16 protein-coding genes are annotated in these 19,805 nt (G+C 38.3%); 6 read left to right on the top strand and 10 right to left on the bottom strand.

Features of this window, described 5'->3' with window-relative positions; all coding sequences use genetic code 11:
* Nucleotides 1–87: 87 nt before the first annotated feature.
* From HMPREF9969_RS02000 to HMPREF9969_RS02020, 5 genes are read right to left on the bottom strand one after another with little or no spacing between them, the layout of a single operon-like run.
* Nucleotides 88–2,235: a YgiQ family radical SAM protein gene (locus tag HMPREF9969_RS02000; RefSeq protein ID WP_009434079.1), complete on the bottom strand. Its 2,148-nt coding sequence runs from the start codon at nt 2,233–2,235 to the stop codon at nt 88–90.
* 17 nt (nt 2,236–2,252) lie between these two features.
* Entirely contained in the window at nt 2,253–2,588 is a 336-nt protein-coding gene (locus HMPREF9969_RS02005) for a hypothetical protein (protein WP_009434067.1), read from the bottom strand.
* A gap of 20 nt (nt 2,589–2,608) precedes the next feature.
* On the bottom strand, nt 2,609–5,200 hold the full coding sequence (locus HMPREF9969_RS02010; RefSeq protein WP_036894627.1) for a xanthan lyase: 2,592 nt from the start codon (nt 5,198–5,200) through the stop codon (nt 2,609–2,611).
* Entirely contained in the window at nt 5,190–5,756 is a 567-nt protein-coding gene (locus HMPREF9969_RS02015) for a 1-acyl-sn-glycerol-3-phosphate acyltransferase (RefSeq protein WP_009434144.1), read from the bottom strand. The genes HMPREF9969_RS02010 and HMPREF9969_RS02015 overlap by 11 nt, the downstream gene beginning before the upstream one ends.
* A 2-nt stretch (nt 5,757–5,758) precedes the next feature.
* Entirely contained in the window at nt 5,759–6,031 is a 273-nt protein-coding gene (locus HMPREF9969_RS02020) for a hypothetical protein (protein WP_004383637.1), read from the bottom strand.
* Nucleotides 6,032–6,234: 203 nt separating this feature from the next.
* Here HMPREF9969_RS02020 and HMPREF9969_RS02025 point away from each other — a divergent pair, with 203 nt between their 5' ends.
* Together HMPREF9969_RS02025 and HMPREF9969_RS02030 are read left to right on the top strand one after the other, a co-directional pair.
* Entirely contained in the window at nt 6,235–7,878 is a 1,644-nt protein-coding gene (locus HMPREF9969_RS02025) for a diphosphate--fructose-6-phosphate 1-phosphotransferase (RefSeq protein ID WP_009434216.1), read from the top strand.
* A 106-nt stretch (nt 7,879–7,984) separates the two neighbouring features.
* Nucleotides 7,985–8,782: a glycoside hydrolase family 25 protein gene (locus HMPREF9969_RS02030; protein WP_009434052.1), complete on the top strand. Its 798-nt coding sequence runs from the start codon at nt 7,985–7,987 to the stop codon at nt 8,780–8,782.
* A gap of 630 nt (nt 8,783–9,412) precedes the next feature.
* Here the strand turns inward: HMPREF9969_RS02030 and prmA are convergent.
* The gene (prmA, locus tag HMPREF9969_RS02035; RefSeq protein WP_009434194.1) at nt 9,413–10,279 is read right to left on the bottom strand and encodes a 50S ribosomal protein L11 methyltransferase; all 867 of its coding nucleotides are present in this window, start codon (nt 10,277–10,279) and stop codon (nt 9,413–9,415) included.
* Nucleotides 10,280–10,460: 181 nt separating this feature from the next.
* Between prmA and HMPREF9969_RS02040 the strand changes: the two genes are divergently transcribed.
* Nucleotides 10,461–11,480, top strand: coding sequence for a hypothetical protein (locus HMPREF9969_RS02040; protein WP_009434171.1), 1,020 nt, complete (start codon nt 10,461–10,463; stop codon nt 11,478–11,480).
* 41 nt (nt 11,481–11,521) lie between these two features.
* Nucleotides 11,522–13,138 (top strand): OmpP1/FadL family transporter, encoded by a 1,617-nt coding sequence (locus HMPREF9969_RS02045; protein ID WP_036894670.1) that lies wholly within the window; start codon nt 11,522–11,524, stop codon nt 13,136–13,138.
* Between the two features lie 316 nt (nt 13,139–13,454).
* Here the strand turns inward: HMPREF9969_RS02045 and HMPREF9969_RS02050 are convergent, their stop codons facing one another.
* Together HMPREF9969_RS02050 and HMPREF9969_RS02055 are read right to left on the bottom strand one after the other, a co-directional pair.
* Nucleotides 13,455–14,126, bottom strand: coding sequence for a YggS family pyridoxal phosphate-dependent enzyme (locus tag HMPREF9969_RS02050; RefSeq protein ID WP_009434217.1), 672 nt, complete (start codon nt 14,124–14,126; stop codon nt 13,455–13,457).
* Nucleotides 14,127–14,150: 24 nt separating this feature from the next.
* Nucleotides 14,151–14,639, bottom strand: a complete 489-nt coding sequence (locus tag HMPREF9969_RS02055; protein WP_036894636.1) for a DUF4494 domain-containing protein — start codon at nt 14,637–14,639, stop codon at nt 14,151–14,153.
* 218 nt (nt 14,640–14,857) lie between these two features.
* On the opposite strand from HMPREF9969_RS02055, the gene HMPREF9969_RS02060 reads away from it, so the two are divergent.
* Nucleotides 14,858–16,063 carry a pyridoxal phosphate-dependent aminotransferase gene (locus HMPREF9969_RS02060; protein WP_009434141.1) on the top strand — a complete coding sequence of 402 codons (1,206 nt, stop codon included), beginning with the start codon at nt 14,858–14,860 and terminating at the stop codon, nt 16,061–16,063.
* Nucleotides 16,064–16,123: 60 nt separating this feature from the next.
* Nucleotides 16,124–17,371, top strand: a complete 1,248-nt coding sequence (locus HMPREF9969_RS02065) for an ABC transporter permease (protein WP_009434034.1) — start codon at nt 16,124–16,126, stop codon at nt 17,369–17,371.
* Between the two features lie 552 nt (nt 17,372–17,923).
* Here HMPREF9969_RS02065 and HMPREF9969_RS02070 read toward each other — a convergent pair.
* Complete coding sequence (locus HMPREF9969_RS02070; protein ID WP_009434209.1) at nt 17,924–18,388, bottom strand: DNA-binding protein; 465 nt, start codon at nt 18,386–18,388, stop codon at nt 17,924–17,926.
* 234 nt (nt 18,389–18,622) lie between these two features.
* Nucleotides 18,623–19,805, bottom strand: a 1,183-nt coding sequence (locus HMPREF9969_RS12975) for a hypothetical protein (RefSeq protein ID WP_009434038.1), incomplete at its 5' end; no start/stop codon positions are given.

A 19,805-nucleotide genomic window follows, 5' to 3' on the forward strand; every position in this document is an offset into this window, starting at 1 on the left:
ACGTCATTTCCTTTTTATAAAATTATATGCAAAAGTAATAAAAAAGGTGGAGATACTAATCTTCACCTCTTTAAATATTGTTAAGTCTTACCTTTGCTTATGTCGTCTATTGCTTCTAAAGTTTGGATTATAACTCTTGGGTTTATTGCTACTTTGTGTAGAAGAACTATTACGACTTGTAAACTGTTGCCCTCGTTTTTGTTTTCGTGGACGACTATTACTTTGATGTTGATCCACTTCTGGGGAACTTCCAATTGCCTTTGGATCATAAACCGTGCGAGGATGTCGCTTAGGCATATTGTCGTAAAGTTTCCCTATAAGATCACTACGTCCAATTCGTTGTAATTCCCTTTCTATATCACGACGTGCCTCTGGCTTGTACCAAAAGAAGAACTGTCGTTGGGCTAGTTTCTCCTTTGGGGTCTTTGCAGAGAAGATAGGCTCTAAGGTATATGGATCATAACCAGTGTACCATGCCTCTGTTGATACTGTCATTGGAGTTGGAGTAAAGTCCTGTATTTGCTCCAAATGGAAGTCTAAGTCCTTTGTCAGTACTGCCAATTCTGCCATATCTTCTTCCTGACATCCAGGATGTGAAGAGATAAAATAAGGAATAATCTGTTGTCGTAAACCTTCTTCACGATTAATCCTATCGAATATTCTCTTAAAGATATAGAACTGTTGGAAGGAAGGCTTTCGCATTAACTTTAGAACACGATCAGAAGTGTGTTCCGGAGCAACCTTTAATCGTCCACTGACATGACGTGTAATCAGTTCATGTGTGTATTGTCTTGCAGCTTCATTACTCTTCTCATCTTTACTCTTGTGCAATAGTAAATCGTATCGAACACCGGAGCCAATGAAACTCTTTTTAATTCCAGAAAGTTCATCAACAGAATGATAAATATCAAGCAGTCTTGAATGATCAGTATTGAGGTTAGGGCAAATCTCTGGGTTTACACAGCTTGGACGTTTACAATGTTCACATGCCTTCTGATTCTTACCAGCCATACCATACATATTAGCTGAAGGACCACCAAGATCGGAGAGGTAGCCTTTGAAATCAGGCATCTCTATAACTTGTTTTACCTCTTTCAGAATACTTTCCTTTGAACGACAGCTAACAAACTTACCTTGATGAGCGGAGATTGTACAGAAAGCACAACCACCGAAGCACCCACGATGAATGTTTACACTATGTTTAATCATTTCGTAGGCAGGGATTGTTTTACCACGATACTTTGGATGTGGTTCCCGAGTGTATGGCAAATCGTATGCAGCATCAACCTCTGCTGTTGTCATAGTAGGGTAGGGAGGATTTACAACAGCATAAAGATTATCTACTGCTTGTAGAATACGTTGAGCATGTTTCTTGTTGGACTCCTCTTCTATGTACTTAAAGTTCTCTGCTTGGAACTTTTTATTATGAAGACACGATTCATGGGAATGGAGAACTATATCATCCTCATTAATTCCACCAGGTATTTCTTCTTCTTTACATAGATAGACTGTTTGAGGGATATTCTTAAGATCCTTTATGCTAATCCCTGTTTCTAGTTCCTTTGCAATCTCAACTACTTGCTTTTCCCCCATACCATAGATAATCATGTCTGCATGTGCATCACAAAGAATACACTTGCGCAAGCAATCTTTCCAATAGTCATAATGAGTCAAGCGGCGTAAAGAGGCTTCGATACCTCCCAACACTACAGGAACATCAGGGTAAAGTTGTTTTAGAATATTAGCATAAACAATACTAGGATACTCTGGACGTAAGTCGTGACGACCATCAGGGGAATAAGCATCTTCCGAACGTAAGCGACGATTGGCAGTGTACTTATTTACCATTGAGTCCATGGCTCCTGGTGCAATACCAAAGTAGAGACGAGGACAACCAAGTTTCTTAAAGTCTCTAAGGTCACCATGCCAATCTGGTTGTGGTACAATTGCGACTTTATAACCAGCAGCTTCTAGTGTACGACCTATAACAGCAACTCCGAAAGCTGGATGATCAATATAGGCATCACCTGAAAATAGGATGATATCCAACTGATCCCATCCTCTTAATTCAACTTCTTTCTTTGTTGTCGGCAAAAAGTCGGTTAATTGAAACCGACTATAACTTTTTGTTTGCTCTTTGAAAGTAGTTACTTTTTGCTCTCTTCTTTGTGGAGTAGAAGTTGTGTCCTTTCTATTCTGCTTAGCAGATTCTTGTTTCTTCTTTTGTGAACTCAAACGATTACTTCTTTAGTTTATTCTTCTATTGCCTCTTCTCCAAGATTCACCTCAACCTGATGCTCTGCAACCCAGGTCTTGTAAAGCTTAATGAGATTGTTAAGTCCAATAGCTTTCATATTTTGGTTGTAAATAACATCTAAACATAAATCCAAAAGTTCTTTATCCTTTCCAGGTTCAGACTCTAATAGACCACGAATATTAAACTTTAACTTATCAAGAATGTTTTCATCAACAATACCATTAGAATCTACAAGACCAGAGAGAAGGGCATACTTCAGAATAGTCTTTAGATGTTTATCACTAATTTCGATACTTCTCGTGCCTGTGGCATTTGCTTGAATTTTGTACATAGCTTTAACTTTTAAGATTATTATTTACTCATCAAGTAAGTGATGATTCCTTTCATTATGTTGTTACGTATAGATGAACTCTTTATACATTCTAGAGGGAAAGATGTGGTAAACACGCTATAATCATTACCTTTGTATGCTACAGCCGCACCATGCCCATCTGCATAAGTAAGAGCACAGAAAGCATTATCTGTTGGTGAAATATTATCAGGTGTATAAGCACCATAATGCTGCTCATTTATTGTGCGATAGATATCAAATGATGTTCCCATTCCACTGATTGTAGAATTGTAATTATTAGCATTAGAACCATCATAAGTAACTTTAAGATAGTTTTTCAACCAAAGTTGTTCATCTGCACCTTGCATATCTGAAGCAAGATAGGAACCACTAACAAGCAACTTACCGTGCTTCTGGAGATACGCCGAAAGTTTTTGACGAAGAGATGGTTTAAAACTTTTATAATAAATAAGACTATGCCCATCATCTTTCTCATTTCCAAGTACTAAATCAACAAGGGTATATTTGGAAAGATCAATCTCGCCATTTTCTACAGCTTTACTACTACAACTAACAATATTATAATTACCAGTATGTGATAAAGCTTCCGCATGTTCACGTGTATAACTAAAGTTATTACCTGCTATAACTTTACCAACAAGTTCTTCACCACCATAACCGAGAGCATCTACACCTTCTTTTCCCATCATAGAAATATCGAAGTTGCTCTGCCTACCACTCCAGCCTGCATTATTAATGTAGCTTAAACCAGGGTCAGCTTCTATATCAAATCCTTGCTCTAAGTTGTTATTGATAACAGCTGGAGAAGAAAGACGATGAAAACCATTGATAATTAAAATGGTCTGTTTTGCACCATTACGTTGGAAAGCAGATAATGTCTCTGTTGGGAAACTTTCTCCACCACGATTACAAGCTGTAATCTTAAAATTATAGACCATCCCTGGTTCTAATTCTATGTCGTAATAAGAATCACGCACATTCACACCATTATCAAAGCCACTGTTTCCGATAGATGTATAAACATTATATGAAGTAGGTATAGCTGTTGGCTCACTTACATCCGATGTTGGTTTCCACTGCAAACGTATCTTCTTGGCAGAAATATATTCTAATTTAAAGCAATTAGGAGCAAGTGGTTGAACCACATATCTTGTATGATGCATATCTGCTTCATACTTCAGAATAGTCTTATATATAGAACGTGCTAGTGTAAACTTTAAATTAGGGTCTTGTCCCAACTTGATATCAGGGAAGTTTTGATGTGATAAAGTCTCTAATATAGCAGAAGGAATTGCTGGTAATCTTGTTTCACTATAATTACGATCCCATACAGAACGTGTTTGCCAAGAGATATTAAGGCTCTTTTCGATATCTTTCTTTGCATTTGCAACAAGCTGTTGAGCCAATGTCTTAGATGCTTGACGAGAAAGACCATCGCCCAATGTACTATTACCTTGTTGTGTAGTACATATTCCTAATGTTCCAACAAGACTGCCATCTGACTTTATCCCCGCATCACTATGTACAGCTAAAGAAAGTTCTATAGGAACCATCTTACCATCTTTCACATGAGGAAGATAAGAAGATCCACCAGCTAGCCAATTTGTCATTAGTGAACGAGAATTGATGTCATCATTATAATCATTAGAACCATTGCTTGTGCTTACAACATTCCTTGGAGCACCAGCCCATTGAGTATAATATCTAGCACCTTCTAGGAAACGTGGTAATCCACTAACAGAAGTTCCTCGAACAATATTGCCCATACCACCACCAAAGCGAACAGCATCAGCAGTGACAATCCCCTTGTGAGCACTACGATTGGTGAGTACTACAGAGTTATTGATACTATTTCCTTTATCAAATTCGAAAGTACCAAGATATACCCATGTTCCTCCGCCCATTCTTTGATTAACATGGAAATGTGTTTCTTGTCCTTTATGAAATACAATATATTCTGCATCATCGACACTCTTCTTCTGTGTTTGATAGCTTACATATACAGCATAACGTCCAGACTCAGGAATTGTCGGTTGATAAACAACTGAACTTAATTTACTTTTACGCTTACGGGACTTTACTTGGCGGGCAGTACCTGCTATGAAGGGATTCTCACCATCGCTATAACTACCATAATGCTGTGCAAAGCCTGGTACAGATGTATTCTCCCACTTCTTTTTCAGACTTTCTTCTTTATAACCGTTATACTTACTATCGTTATCAACGATTACTTCATTCTTTTGCCAATCTCTTTCACGAGGAGTAAAGACTATTGCACCAGCATTCTCTAGCATTGGAATGAGATAGGGGAGTACTATTGTTTGTGTATATAGATCTTCCGTTGTTCCAAACAGAATTGGACGTTGCCATTTCCATGTACCTTTCTTTGAATCGTAATATCTCCCATGAGATGCCCATATAGAAAGGTGTCTATTCTGCAATCCTTCAGAGATTTCATTTGGACGTGACACATTCTTTACCCATGGCTTCCCTTGATAATCAGTCTTGTCCCATGTTATTTTGCCCGTTTGTGCATGTAAATTTAGAGTAGATACAGCTACAAGCGCCGTACACAACCATTTAATCTTCATTATTTATCTCTCCAATTGTGAATAGCTCTGGATGTCTACCTTTAAAGTCTTTGAAATATAATTTTATCTCTCTTAGTTCTTTCTCTATATCTCCTGTTGGAGTTATCACTTTAGAGCATACTATCATTTTCTGTTCAAAATCGACACCATAGAGGAAAATTGGCAATTTTGCTTTCATTGCTATATAATAAAAGCCTTTCTTCCATTCTGCATTTAAACTTCTAGTTCCCTCTGGAGTAACACAAAGTTGGAAAGAGTCAGCCCTCATAGCATATTCTGCTAATCGATCTGTCATACTCGTGTGCTTATCACGCCAAACAGGTATTCCTCCAAGTTTACGAAACATCCAACCCAAAGGCCAAACAAACCATTCCTTTTTCATCAAGAAATTGCTATGAAGCCCTTCTGCTCGTGCATACAACTGCCCTATAATAAAATCCCAATTACTTGTATGAGGCGCAAGACAGATAATAGCTTTATTGGGTAAAGTGAAACGAACATCTTTCTTCCACCCCATACGTTTATATAAAAGCCACTTTGAAAGAGATTGCAACATTACTACGCAAGGTTATTAAGTTGGTCAATAACTTCATTGACTTCCTTACTGAATTTATCTTTGAGGTCTTTAAAATATACCTTAGCAGGCATACCAGGCTCAACATGTGAGACGCGTCTAATATAATTATTGTGCATAGACAAAATAGAAGTGAGGAGAGCCTCTATATTGTCTGACTCACGACTCTCACCATAGAGAGAAGCTGCAATACCCTCTACAAACAAGTCACCACAAATATAATTAATGGTGCGCTTAAGATCTCTTTTGTTGCTCATATTAATCCTAAATAATCTATTATTTAACTTTTAAATGCTCAAAGATAGATAAAATAATTAGAAATACAAATATATCTCCTACTAAAATAGAGTTAAAAGAATAAATTAATGCCATTTCTTTTTATTTATCAGATAAAAAAAGTAATTTTGCATCATAGATAAATTATTAATAATTCATACATTTAAATCATTTTATTTACACAATGGAAATTAGCGCATTGCAGAAGGAAAGAGCAGGTTACCAACCAAAGTTACCAAAAGCTCTTCAGGGTGCAGTAAAGGTAAAAGAAGGTGCTCCTACACAGAGTGTTGATAATCAGGAGGACATCAAGAAGTTGTTTCCTAATACATACGGAATGCCTCTCGTAGAGTTCGAACCAGCTGACTCTGCTAATAATGCAAAGATGAATGTTGGTGTAATCTTATCAGGTGGTCAGGCACCTGGTGGTCACAACGTTATCTCTGGCTTATTTGATGAAGTTAAGAAGTTGAATCCAGACAACCGCCTCTATGGTTTCCTTATGGGACCTGGTGGTCTTGTTGATCACAATTATATTGAGATTACAGCTGAGAACCTTCAGGCTTATCGCAACACTGGTGGTTTCGATATGATTGGTTCAGGAAGAACTAAACTTGAGAAGGAAGATCAGTTTGAGAAGGGACTTGAGATCATTAAGAAACTAGACATCAAGGCTATTGTTATCATCGGTGGTGACGATTCTAACACAAACGCTTGTGTTTTGGCTGAATATTATGCAGCAAAACAATATGGCGTACAGGTTATTGGTTGCCCAAAGACTATTGACGGCGACTTAAAGAATGATCAGATTGAAACCTCTTTCGGTTTCGATACAGCTACTAAAACTTACTCTGAGCTTATCGGTAACATCGAGCGTGATTGCAACTCTGCTCGTAAATACTGGCACTTTGTTAAGTTGATGGGGCGTTCTGCTTCTCACATTGCACTTGAATGCGCATTACAGACACAGCCAAATATCTGTCTTATTTCTGAGGAAATCCAGGCAAAGGATCAGACTTTGAATGACATCGTTGAGTACATTGCAGGCGTTGTTGCTTATCGTGCAGCACAAGGTAATAACTTCGGTGTTGTTTTAATCCCAGAAGGTCTCATCGAATTTATCCCAGCTATCGGTCGTCTTATTCAGGAATTGAATGATTTGTTGGCTGCTCATGGTGCTGATTATATGAACCTTGACAAGGATGCACAGCGTAAGTATATCCTCGAACACCTATCTGCTGAAAACAAAGCTACATTCGAAACTCTTCCTGAGGGCGTTGCTCGTCAGCTTTCTCTCGATCGTGATCCACACGGAAACGTACAGGTTTCTCTCATCGAGACCGAGAAACTTATCTCAGAGATGGTTGCTGCTAAGCTTGATCAATGGAAGAAAGAAGGCAAATATGAAGGCAAATTTGCTGCTCAGCACCACTTCTTCGGTTACGAAGGTCGTTGCGCTGCTCCTTCTAACTTCGACGCTGACTACTGTTATGCACTAGGTTCTTCAGCTGCTCAACTAATCGCTAATGGCAAAACTGGCTACATGGCTATCGTAAAGAATACGACTGCTGGTACAGACCAATGGAAGGCTGGAGGTGTGCCTATCACAATGATGATGAACATGGAGAAGCGTAATGGTGAAATGAAACCAGTTATCCGTAAAGCTCTTGTAGAACTTGATGGAACTCCATTCAAGACTTTTGCTGCACAGCGTGATAAGTGGGCTAAGGAAACATGCTACGTTTACCCAGGTCCTATCCAGTATTGGGGACCTTCTTCAGTTTGCGATCAAACAACTAAGACCCTCGTCTTAGAGCAAACTAAGTAAGCATACCCATAATAAGAAAGGTGTGTCAAATAAAAACTAATAAGGTTAAATATTTGGCACACCTACTTTTATAATCTAGCAAAACCTCATTTTACCTTCAGGCATAATGCAATTCTCAAAGCTACCTCAACATTTATTTCATCTTTGGATTATCATTCCACGTTGGGCGAAAGTATTGGGTGCACTATGTTTAGCTTGTATTTACAGCATTTCATTCTATCTCTTATTCGTAGCCCCTACTGGTTTCAGATGGCGCGGTATATATGGCGACCCGAATTATCCAACAGGTTACACAATCCATGGTATTGACGTAAGCCGATATCAAGGTACAATCAATTGGAATCGACTAAGAAATGCGATGATTGAGCGGTCACCAATTCGATTTGTTTTCATTAAGTCTACAGAAGGAGATAGCCACTTAGACGCAAGTTTCAGGGATAATTTCTATAATGCGAAAGAATCGGGATTCATCCGAGGTGTATACCATTTTTGGAGCAATAACTCATCGCCCAACCGACAAGCTTATTTCTTCCTGGCAATGGTAAAGTTAGAATCGGGCGACCTCCCCCCTGTTTTAGATGTAGAATCAAAACCAAACAATATCAGCACTAAGGAGTTTCAACAAAATATCCTTACATGGTTGCGTATTGTAGAACAGAAATATCATGTAAAACCAATTATCTATACCTATTATAAGTTTAAAGATCAATACCTATCCGATTCTCGCTTCGACGAATATCCTTATTGGATTGCACATTATTACGTAGATCAAATGGGCTATCAAGGAGCGTGGAAATTCTGGCAACATACTGATGCGGGCAAGTTGCCGGGCATTAAAGGCTATGTAGACTTAGATATATATAATGGAAGTTTCTATAGTCTTCAGCGTATGTTAATACCATAAGCAACACGAATTGAGCGTCTTATTTTACACGAAAGATATTTACATTTATTGCTTTCAATATAGACTCTTTGCGTAAATATTATTCGCAAAAACGACTTTTAATCTTGCTTTTTTCCAAATCGTATATACGTTTTTAGCAAAATGTACCTCCGTTTTCTTCAAAACCTACCTCCGTTTTGATGAAAACCAACCTCCATTTTTCCCAAAACTATAGTACTTTTTGCCCAAAACGATAGTACTTTTCACCTAAAACGATAGTTCTTTTAAATTAAAACCTCCTATCAATTCGACTGGAACTTCTGCAGAAATTTATAATTACCTATAATTCAAATACTTAAAACGAAACTAAAATTTCACTTTCATAAATACGATATTTGAGAAAAATAAGCCCGCATTTTAGAATAACGTAATTATAAGCCACTAAAATAGCAATATTTTATTACAAAATAAAATACGGATGTTCTTTGTAAAATATAATAGTATTTGATCAGAAAACTATTAATTGCTGAAAAAAACAATTAGGAAATATCAAGAAAAATAATAGACTAACTTGCTGTGATTAATTAAAATTTCCACGCAAGTTAGTCTATTTTTCTATATAATGTAATCTATAAGATTGTAATTTAATATTTAAATCTTCTCAAGCAATAGGCAGCACCAGTCATGATTCATAATTCGTTTGCACTCTTCTAAACCTAAGTTTTTCGCTTCCTTTAAAATAATTTCAGCGTCTTGCTCATAGAATCCACTTAAAATGATCCTAGAATTAGTTGTCATCACACTCACAAAAGCTGACAAATCCTCAAGAATTATATTTCGATTGATATTAGCCAAAACGTAATCGAATACTCCGTTCACATGAGAAAGTACACGCTTATCGCCTTCCAGAACATCTAATTCAACCTCATTTAATTCTGCATTATGTTGCGCATTATTAACGCTCCATTCGTCAATATCATAGGCGACAACCTCTTTTGCTCCATATTTTGCAGCCACAATACCTAGGATTCCTGTTCCGCAGCCACAATCTAAAACTCTTTTTCCCGTTAGATTTTGGTTCAAAAGAAGCGAAACAATCATCTGAGTTGTCTCATGCGTTCCCGTTCCAAAGGCTTGTTTTGCATCAATAACTATCTTCGTTGGAATCGATTCGATATTTTGCTGATGATTCGCATCCTCTAGTTTATTGCCACAAACAATAGCACATTGATTGTCAATAATTATCGGATCGAAGCCCGCTTTCTCCCATTCTTCATTCCAATTCCTATCTTCAACGTTACTAGCAGTAAACGTTATTTCGACATCTGGTATCGGAAAGTTCTGAAGTGTGTTTTCCAAACTCTCCGCATGAAAGAGTTCTTCTTGACAATAACCAATCAATTTCCCATTTTCATCGGAAAAAGATTCAAAACCGATCTCACCAGTAAGAGCAGCAATAATGTCTCTTATATCCTGATTATCAGGCTTTGCAGTAAATTCTACTTGTATATATCTCATAATGGTGTTAAATTTCTATTGCAAATTTATAAAAATTAGGGAAAAACCTACCATGGATTAGGGAATTTCTGTATATTTGCAGAGAAAGTTATTCTATTTTTGCACTATCGAAAGTGTATATTAAGTGCATTGGAGAATAAATTGGTGTTAAACAAGTTACAAATTAAAAAATAAAAGGCATATGAAACGAGTAGTATTACTTTCGGTTTTATTTGGAGCCATGCCATTATTATCAATGGCGCAGGATGACCTTTATTTCACACCTTCAAAGGCGGAACAAGCAAAATATCTAAAGGATAGGGTAGAAGAGGATCGCCCAGTTTACTATAGCGGTATTGGTAAATCAAATGATGAGTATAATCGTCGGGGACAATACAGCTATAAGAAAGTGGGAGTAGACTCTTTGGGTAATGATATTTTTATGTCACGCATCTCAACTTTGCATGGCGATTCAGTTGTATTGGATACTATTTATGGTGGATTAACACGTAGATATGATAGTAATAATGATGATTTTGCTTATAGTCGTCGCATGAGTCGCTTTGATGGTTATTGGGGCGGATATTATGATCCATGGTTTGCTGGTCGTTCTTCAATATATGTAGGTTGGGGTTTTGGTTCTCCTTTCTATGGTGGCTGGTATGACACTTGGAACGATCCATGGTATTACGGCTATTATGGTGGTTATCCTTATTACAGTTATTATGGCGGATATCCATACTACAGCTATTACGGCGGTTATCCTTATTATGGTTATGCTGGTTATGGATGGTACAATCCTTGGAGAGGATACTATGGTTATGGTTGGGGCTATCCATATTATGGTTATAGAGGAGCTTACGTAACTTATCGCAATGGGCATACTGGTACGGCTAACCATTGGGGAACTACAGCAGGAGATTATAACTATAATCAAAATCGCACATATTCAAACTATCCTCGTACCTATTCTGGTCAAAACAGAAATACCACGAATACTCAGCCTAATGATCTGAGAAGTTACCAGGATAGATTTGGCGGTCAACGTCAAAGTGAGTTCCAGAACCAGACTCGCCAGGTTTATTCAATGCCAGAGAATAATTCCTTTGGTGGAGCTAGTAGAGGTTCTTTTGGTGGTGGCTTCGGTGGTTCACAAGGCGGAGGTGCAAGCTTTGGTGGCGCACGTGGCGGTAGCGGTTCTGTATTTGGAGGACACAGATAATTTAAAGTAGTTAGAAATTAAAGGAAATAATGTTTATCATTATGAAGAATAGATATTTTTTATTTGCGACAGCATTAATGATTGCAATGTCAGCAAATGCTCAGGAAACTTATGAGAATGCAAAGTTAGTAGGGGAGGATCTCAATGGAACAGCTCGCTATGTAGGTATGGGTGGTGCTATGGAAGCATTGGGTGCCGACATATCAACAATAGGAACCAACCCTGCTGGACTTGGATTGTTCAGACATAGCAATCTTAGTGTAAGTGGTGGTCTACTCATGCAATCAAATGGTAAAGAGTTTGCTAATGGTAATAAGACTAATGCTAGCTTTGACCAAATAGGTGGAGTATATTCTACTCGCACAGGAGCAAAGTCTTTCCTTAACTTTGGTTTCAACTATCATAAAGGTAAGAACTTTGATTATATCCTGAATGCAGCAAATTCGTTGAATGGTAGTTCTCAGAATAAGCAATCATTTATTAAAGGTTTGTTAGGCGATGAAGGCAGAGGAGGATTCTTTATTGATAGAGATCCTAAAACAAATGCTAACGTTGGATATTCTGACTTAAATAAGAAAAGCAATGCTTATACATTTAGTCAGATAGATTATCTCTATTGGAACACTTTAATTCCAACTAACAATCCTACGAAACCTTATGACTATGATGGAGGAAATGATTATACTTATAATCGTGCTCATAATGGTTATATAGGTAACTACGATTTCAGTATTAGTGGGAACCTAAACGATAGGGTATATCTCGGTGTTACTTTCGGTATAAAGGATGTACACTATAACGCATATAGTGAATATTCTGAGAATTTAGTTAGTGGTGCGCGTGCTTCGGTAGCAGATAATAGAAGTATCACTGGTAGTGGTTTTGATGTTACAGCAGGTGTGATTGTACGTCCAATTGAATCTTCACCATTTAGAATTGGTGCATATGTAAAGACTCCAACATGGTATGATCTGACCACATCTAACACAACTAGTCTTATAGATTATAGAAACTATGGTGCTGCAAATAATAGCAAGTACGTAAACAACTCTTATGACTATAAGATATGGACTCCTTGGAAGTTTGGTTTCTCATTAGGTCATACTATCGGAAGTTCTCTTGCTTTAGGTGCAACTTATGAATATGAAGATTATAGTCGCATTAATACAAGAATCAATGATGGTGGTTACATTGATTATTGGACTGGTAGTTATTATGATTCATCTATCGCTGATACTCAAATGAATAATCACACACGAGAAGTTCTAAAAGCTGTTAGCACATTAAAGTTAGGTATTGAGTATAAGCCAACAACAAATCTCGCATTACGTGCTGGTTATAATTATGTAAGTCCTATGTATTTTAGCAATGGACAGAAAGACCCAGGTCTATCTTCATTAGGAACATCTTATGCTTCAGCAACTGATTATACCGACTGGAAGGCAACGAATCGTTTTACCTTAGGTGTTGGTTACCAGATTGATAAGTTTAATATAGACTTAGCTTATCAATATAGTAGTCAGTCTGGTGATTTTTATCCATTCTCAAATGTAAAGAATATAAATATCAACTCAACTACATATAATAATATAGCAACAGGAACTAAAGTTAAGAACGATAAGAGTCAATTATTATTGACCTTAGGTTACCGCTTTTAACCTGACACATATTCTTAAACAGTAAACAATAGATAGGATAAAACTCTTACTTTAAATATTAGGATATTCAAGTCTGGATTAATAATCTTATCAAAAAGGATCAAGAATAATCTTTTCCAAAGTAAGAATATAACTATAAAGAGGATAATCCCGAAAGTTCTTTCATTAGGCTTTCGGGATTTCTATTTTCATATAACTACTATTCTTTTGTATAGAACACCTTTCCTTTTTCACATAACAGCCTTTTCTCATCAACAATGACAACCTTAAAGCACAAAAGGAGAGCCTCTCTTTAATTTATTTATCATAATCCTCATTAATAAACTCTAGAACCAAAGATAGCTGTACCGACACGCACCATTGTTGAATGGCATTCAACGGCTATTGGATAATCATGGCTCATACCCCATGAACGCTCTTTAAATTCGGGATCATCAAAGAAATAAGATGCCTTTAGCTCATCAAATAAATTGGATGCAAATGTCATCTCTTTACGTATTTGCTCTTGATCTTCAACATTAGAAGCCATCATCATCAATCCAGATATATGCACATTCTTTAGTTCTCTCCATTCACCACTCTTCAAAAACTCACGACAAGCATCTGGAGTAAAACCATATTTACTCTCCTCTTCTGCAATATGCAACTCTAATAAAACATTGATGACTCTATTATGCTTTGCAGCTTGCTTGTTTATCTCCTTCAAAAGCTTGACAGTATCTACTGCTTCTATCATTGATATATAAGGAGCAATGTACTTCACCTTATTTGTTTGTAAATGCCCAATGAAGTGCCATTCGATATCTTTGGGAAGACTCTGAACTTTACCAGCCAGCTCTTGTTCGTGACTTTCACCAAATATACGTTGTCCTTCACGATAAGCTGCTTCTATATACTCTTTAGGATGAAACTTACTGATAGCAACCAATTTCACTCCATCAGGAAGCGTATCGAGTACTTCATGTAAATTCTTTGCGACATCAAACATAAGTTATAAGTTTTTATCGTTTGATTATTGTTCAAATTCTGGCTTACTCTCTATTTCTTCCTTTTTCCCTGCACGATGTTCAAAGACATCCATGATCTTTGTTTCGGTGATAGCTGCAATTTCATAATCAATCAGTGTAGCTCCCATAACTTCGTCTACATGCTTAACGGCTCCATTGACAGAATGTGCTTGAACAAGATAAGTAACAGAAGAACGTTTCTCTTTCTCTGTCTTTTCATCAATAGTAATAAAAGCTAGACGAGCTTTAAACCACTTATCATCTGTATCAATATCACTAAAGAATATTTCACCATATGCTGCTGGGGCAATGGCTTTTACATCAAATTCACCGCTTACATAATGTGACATCTCTTCGGTAATAAACTCTTCTGCTTCTGAAAAGCTGAAAGCATCAACGACATATTGTTCTATCACCTTTTTATTCTGACCATCTTCCATGGTTTTATCATATCTCACTCTTGTTTCAAACCATGTGCTAGTTCTACTTCTCATATCTTTTAATAATTTAGTTGAAAAGTTCTCATCCTCAAAGAGAAGATGAGATACTACATATTTAATGTAGCGCAAAAGTAGTAAAAAATCTGCGTTAATCACCTAAATGTGCCATTAAATAAAAAAAAATATATAACTTTGCAAGCATAGTAAAAGAACTATGGGTGGATGCCCTTCCTCCTATTTGTAATCAGTAAAGGAGGATAAACAAAACAATTATGCCAGAAATATCAGTTCGTGGGCTTGAAATGCCAGAGTCGCCTATTAGAAAATTGGCGCCACTTGCTGCTGCGGCAAAAGAACGTGGCACTAGAGTTTATCATTTAAATATAGGACAACCAGATTTACCCACACCTCAATGTGGGCTGGATGCATTAAAGAATATTGATCGAAAGATTCTAGAATATTCTCCATCACAAGGTAATCTGTCTTACCGCAAGAAACTATGTGACTTTTATAAGAAGTTCAACATAAATGTTACGCCTGATGATATTATTATCACATCAGGAGGTTCTGAGGCAGTCCTATTCTCATTCATGTCCTGCCTTAATCCTGGAGATGAAATCATTATCCCAGAACCTGCATACGCTAATTATATGGCATTTGCCATTTCTGCAGGTGCAAAAATAAAGACTATTGCGACATCTATTGAAGAAGGTTTCGCCCTTCCCAAGGTCGAACAATTCGAGAAGTTGATTAACGAGCGTACACGTGCTATTATGATTTGTAACCCTAATAATCCTACGGGTTACTTGTACACACGTAGAGAGATGAATCAAATACGTGACCTCGTTAAGAAATATGATTTATATCTCTTCTCTGATGAGGTCTATCGTGAATACATCTATACAGGCTCACCCTATATCTCGGCAATGCACTTGCAGGGGATAGAGAATAACACGATACTTATAGATTCTGTTTCTAAGCGTTACAGCGAATGCGGAATACGTATCGGAGCTTTGATAACCAAGAATGAAGAGATACGCAAAGCTGTCATGAAGTTTTGCCAAGCACGTTTGTCTCCACCACTTATTGGTCAAATCGTTGCAGAGGCAAGTCTTGATGCTCCACAATCATATTATCGTGATGTATATGATGAGTATGTCGAACGGCGTAAATGTCTTATTGATGGCTTAAATCGTATACCAGGTGTTTACTCCCCTATCCCTATGGGAGCTTTCTATACTGTAGCAAAGTTGCCTGTTGATGATTCTGATAAATTCTGCCGTTGGTGCTTGGAAGAGTTTAATTATGAAGGCGAAACAGTCATGATGGCTCCTGCTAGTGGTTTCTATACAACCCCTGGTGCTGGTCGTAATCAAGTTCGCATTGCATACGTACTTAAACGAGAAGACTTACAGCGTGCTTTGTTTATTCTACAAAAGGCATTAGAGGCATACCCAGGACGCGTAAAGGAAGAATAAAATCAAAACTCAAGTTTATAATTCTAAAATTATAGTCCATGAACACCATGGACAGAACTTATGAACTATCCACTTTTTATTGCTCGAAAGATTTATAATGGAGGCGACAAGACCAGAAAGGTTTCTAAGCCTGCTATCCGTATTGCCACCATAGGAGTGACAATAGGCTTAGCTGTGATGATCATCTCTGTGAGTGTCGTTCTCGGCTTTAAACACTCTATCCGTGATAAGGTTATCGGCTTCGGAAGCGATATAACTGTAGCAGACTTCCTTACCTTACAAGGTTCCGAGCAATACCCCATCCAAATCAATGATTCTTTAATCAGAGCTCTAAAGAGTACACCTGGTATAAAGCATGTACAACGTTATGCTTACACACAGGGAATCTTAAAGACAAACGATGATTTCCTGGGCGTATTATTAAAAGGTGTTGGACCTGAGTTCGATTCAACCTTCATTCATTCAAATATGATAGAAGGGACTCTTCCAAAGTTTTCTGATTCTGAAAGCCACCAAAAGATTGTTATCTCAAAGACCATCGCTGATAAACTAAATCTAAAAGTGGGGCAACGCCTCTTCGCTTACTTTATTAACAAGCAAGGAGTTCGAACCCGTAAGTTCACCATTACAGGTATTTATGCTACAAACATGAAGCAATTCGATTCACAAATTTGCTTCACGGATCTATACACCATCAACAAGCTCAATGGATGGGAGCCTGATCAATATAGCGGAGCTGAATTGCAAGTCAATGACTTCTCACAGCTCAATCTCATCACAATGCGGATATTAAATAAGGTGAAGAACACTGTGGATCATTATGGTGAGACCTATTCTGCCGAGAATATCACAGAGATGAACCCACAGATTTTCTCATGGCTCGATCTAATGGATATGAACGTTTGGATTATCCTAGCACTTATGACCGCTGTTGCTGGTGTAACGATGATCTCTGGCTTACTGATTATTATTCTTGAGCATACCCAAATGATTGGTATTCTCAAAGCACTTGGTTCGCGCAATCGTCAGATACGCCACATCTTCTTATGGTTCTCAACCTTTATTATTGGTAGAGGCTTACTCTTAGGAAACATCATTGGCTTAGGTTGCATCTTATTACAAAAATGGTTAGGATTAATAACACTTGACCCACAAACTTATTATGTGAGTGTTGTTCCTGTAGAGATTAACATTCCCCTCATCATAGCCCTCAACCTTGCAACCTTATTAATTTGTATTATTGTTCTGATAGCTCCAAGTTATCTCATCAGTCATATACATCCTGCCAAGTCAATGCATTATGAATAAGAATAACCCTCCCTTACTTCGAATGAAAGTATCACAAGAGTTACCATATCTTCAAAACCTATGTCATTGAAAAATATGTCTTTATGGCATTATGTCTAAAAATATGTCTCTTTGTCATTCCGTCTAAACCCTATGTTACTATCCCCTTATGTTCGTATGTTACTCTGTCTCCAAAACTTATGTCATTAAAAAAATATGTCTTTATGGCATTATGTCTCTAACTCCCATGTTCTTCTATCTCATACAAAAGCCCCACCCCGTTAGCTGGGGGTGAGGCTGTGTACCACAAGAGCGAGAGAACCAAATTAATACACTAGTTTTGAAAGACATTAATTTCACAATTAATATAATCGATTGTCTTATTACAGAACGATTGATACCCTGAATCAATCTAAAAAATGCTCCCGTGGTAAAAAAAGCCGACCCTCAAAAAGCCTCCCCAAGCCCCTCCAAAGGAGGGGATGTCCTTAATCCGCTCACATATCTCTAGTTGTTTCAAACTATATCCAATAAGAACATCCCCTCCTTCGGAGGGGCTTGGGGAGGCCGTTTTTACCCAGCTACTGGTCCATTCTCTTCTTTATTCTCCTTTTCTTTCGGCTCGGGGGCAGGGCCTTTTGCTTTCTTCCGCGCTGGATTATCCACATCCACCTGCAACTCCTTTAATGCCTTGCGCACCGACTCTTTCCATGTCAATGTTAGCTTCGGAGCTTTAAGGCTCTTGGCACATACATCTTTCTCGTTCTCCTCCATCTTTGAGGGCACGTTCACACGCAAAGAGAAGATGTCACCGAGATCTAAGCCTGTCCCCATACGTGCACATTCAAGGATAAGGTTACGCAATGTGATAATCACATTCCGAGCATCACCCTCCGTCAATGAAGTTTCACGAACAATGCGTTCCAACACCATTTCGGGCGAGATCTTCTGTTGACCTTTCGGTACGGCGATATACACCGTCTTACCCTTCATTTTTCCCATTGTCGCCTTACGAGGCGCAACTTTAAATTCAATCATTTTGATTTGGTTTTTAATTAAACATTAGATTAATATATCAACATCATTTTGATGTCTTTTTTCATGTATTTCATACCCAGCAGTTGGGTCGTCTTGTACCCAGCTGCTGGGTAGCGTCGTACCCTGCCCGTTGGGTAGACCTCTACCCATTCGCTGGGTACGATCGTACTTATTCGCTGGGTATAACTCTACCCATTCGTTGGGTACAAAATAGTCTACGAACAATCGCAAGAACTACTTAAACGACGGCTCGACTCTGTACCCGAGGTAGCGGGGGTTAGTGCCCACGTAGACGCTACTACTGCTGAAGTACAAGTTGTACCCCATGCCGCCGCTAAACGTGCCAAGACTAGACGACCAATAGCGGCCGATGATGCCAACGACGTACAGCTGACCAGCGTCGTAGAAACCCAAGGCGGGCAGGTAGAAATAGTTGCCTGCATCGGCTACGGAAGGAAGAGTATGTGATACAGACCAGGTCTGGCTTTTTTCGTCTGTTCGCCAATCACTGCCGTCAACAGCAGTGTTGCTATTGTAATTACCTTCGCCTTGCAATACTGACTTCTTCTTAAACCACATACCACCTTTATATAAATGACCCATAGTGGTCCATAACTCGTCTTTGTCCCAACGGGGATCGCCCTTGGCAGCGTACCACGTCATCTCGTTCACGTTTGGAAGATCTTTACATGATGTGTGAGTGGCATCGAAGCGAACTGAACCGCCACCCTCGTGGTAATAACGATGGTTAGGGTCAGCGTTGTTCTGGGCGTAGTTGCCTGCTGGCTGACCTTGAAGTGTTGGTTGGCCTACACCTGATGCCAAGTTCTTTGTCCATTCGTAACCGTACCAGTATTGTTCCTGAGCATCCCACATGTAATAATGGTCGCCATCGTAGTCACGTACATTAAGATTAGCAGTCATATCGTAGTAGGTGTTCTTGTCATAATTGAATGAAGGTAAGACTTTCGTGATAGTTCCTTCTACATTTGTGTCGTAGTCCTTCACCCAATAACGAACCTTAAGCGTATGTGCACCTGGTTTGATAAGCATGTAGACCTTATCAGCTGTAGAGATAGAGGTAGCATTGGTGAAAGAGAAACCTTTCTCGTTTGTGCTGCCTGCAACTGGGTCTTTTGTTGTTAAGACAATTTGTTTGCTACCTGCTGAACCATTCAAGTTTCCTGTGCTAGAATTAATAGTGTAGGTTTCCGCAATATCGTCGTCGGAATTTACTTCGATTTTTGTTAAGTAGCAGTTCTTCAATACAGCATTGCTTGTGTAAGGCTGGAAAACGAGATAAGTTGCTTGATGCTCTAATTGGAAACTAAAGACGCTGCCACCTAAAGTACCTGTTGCCGTGGCTGTACCGTAGTCACCTGAATTGCCAAGGTGATCGGTTGTGTTTGGTGTTGTT

The organism is Prevotella sp. oral taxon 306 str. F0472 (genome assembly GCF_000257925.1).
GTDB classification, from domain to species: domain Bacteria; phylum Bacteroidota; class Bacteroidia; order Bacteroidales; family Bacteroidaceae; genus Prevotella; species Prevotella vespertina.

Bases quoted from the DNA above. Each gene is read 5' to 3' on its own strand.
- HMPREF9969_RS02030 (WP_009434052.1), top strand. From the start codon at position 7,985: ATGCAATTCTCAAAGCTACCTCAACATTTATTTCATCTTTGGATTATC.
- HMPREF9969_RS02010 (WP_036894627.1), bottom strand. From the start codon at position 5,200: ATGAAGATTAAATGGTTGTGTACGGCGCTTGTAGCTGTATCTACTCTA.
- HMPREF9969_RS02045 (WP_036894670.1), top strand. From the start codon at position 11,522: ATGAAGAATAGATATTTTTTATTTGCGACAGCATTAATGATTGCAATG.
- HMPREF9969_RS02050 (WP_009434217.1), bottom strand. From the start codon at position 14,126: ATGTTTGATGTCGCAAAGAATTTACATGAAGTACTCGATACGCTTCCT.
- prmA (WP_009434194.1), bottom strand. From the start codon at position 10,279: ATGAGATATATACAAGTAGAATTTACTGCAAAGCCTGATAATCAGGAT.
- HMPREF9969_RS02005 (WP_009434067.1), bottom strand. From the start codon at position 2,588: ATGTACAAAATTCAAGCAAATGCCACAGGCACGAGAAGTATCGAAATT.
- HMPREF9969_RS02055 (WP_036894636.1), bottom strand. From the start codon at position 14,639: ATGAGAAGTAGAACTAGCACATGGTTTGAAACAAGAGTGAGATATGAT.
- HMPREF9969_RS02065 (WP_009434034.1), top strand. From the start codon at position 16,124: ATGAACTATCCACTTTTTATTGCTCGAAAGATTTATAATGGAGGCGAC.
- HMPREF9969_RS02025 (WP_009434216.1), top strand. From the start codon at position 6,235: ATGGAAATTAGCGCATTGCAGAAGGAAAGAGCAGGTTACCAACCAAAG.
- HMPREF9969_RS02060 (WP_009434141.1), top strand. From the start codon at position 14,858: ATGCCAGAAATATCAGTTCGTGGGCTTGAAATGCCAGAGTCGCCTATT.
- HMPREF9969_RS02015 (WP_009434144.1), bottom strand. From the start codon at position 5,756: ATGTTGCAATCTCTTTCAAAGTGGCTTTTATATAAACGTATGGGGTGG.
- HMPREF9969_RS02020 (WP_004383637.1), bottom strand. From the start codon at position 6,031: ATGAGCAACAAAAGAGATCTTAAGCGCACCATTAATTATATTTGTGGT.
- HMPREF9969_RS02070 (WP_009434209.1), bottom strand. From the start codon at position 18,388: ATGATTGAATTTAAAGTTGCGCCTCGTAAGGCGACAATGGGAAAAATG.
- HMPREF9969_RS02040 (WP_009434171.1), top strand. From the start codon at position 10,461: ATGAAACGAGTAGTATTACTTTCGGTTTTATTTGGAGCCATGCCATTA.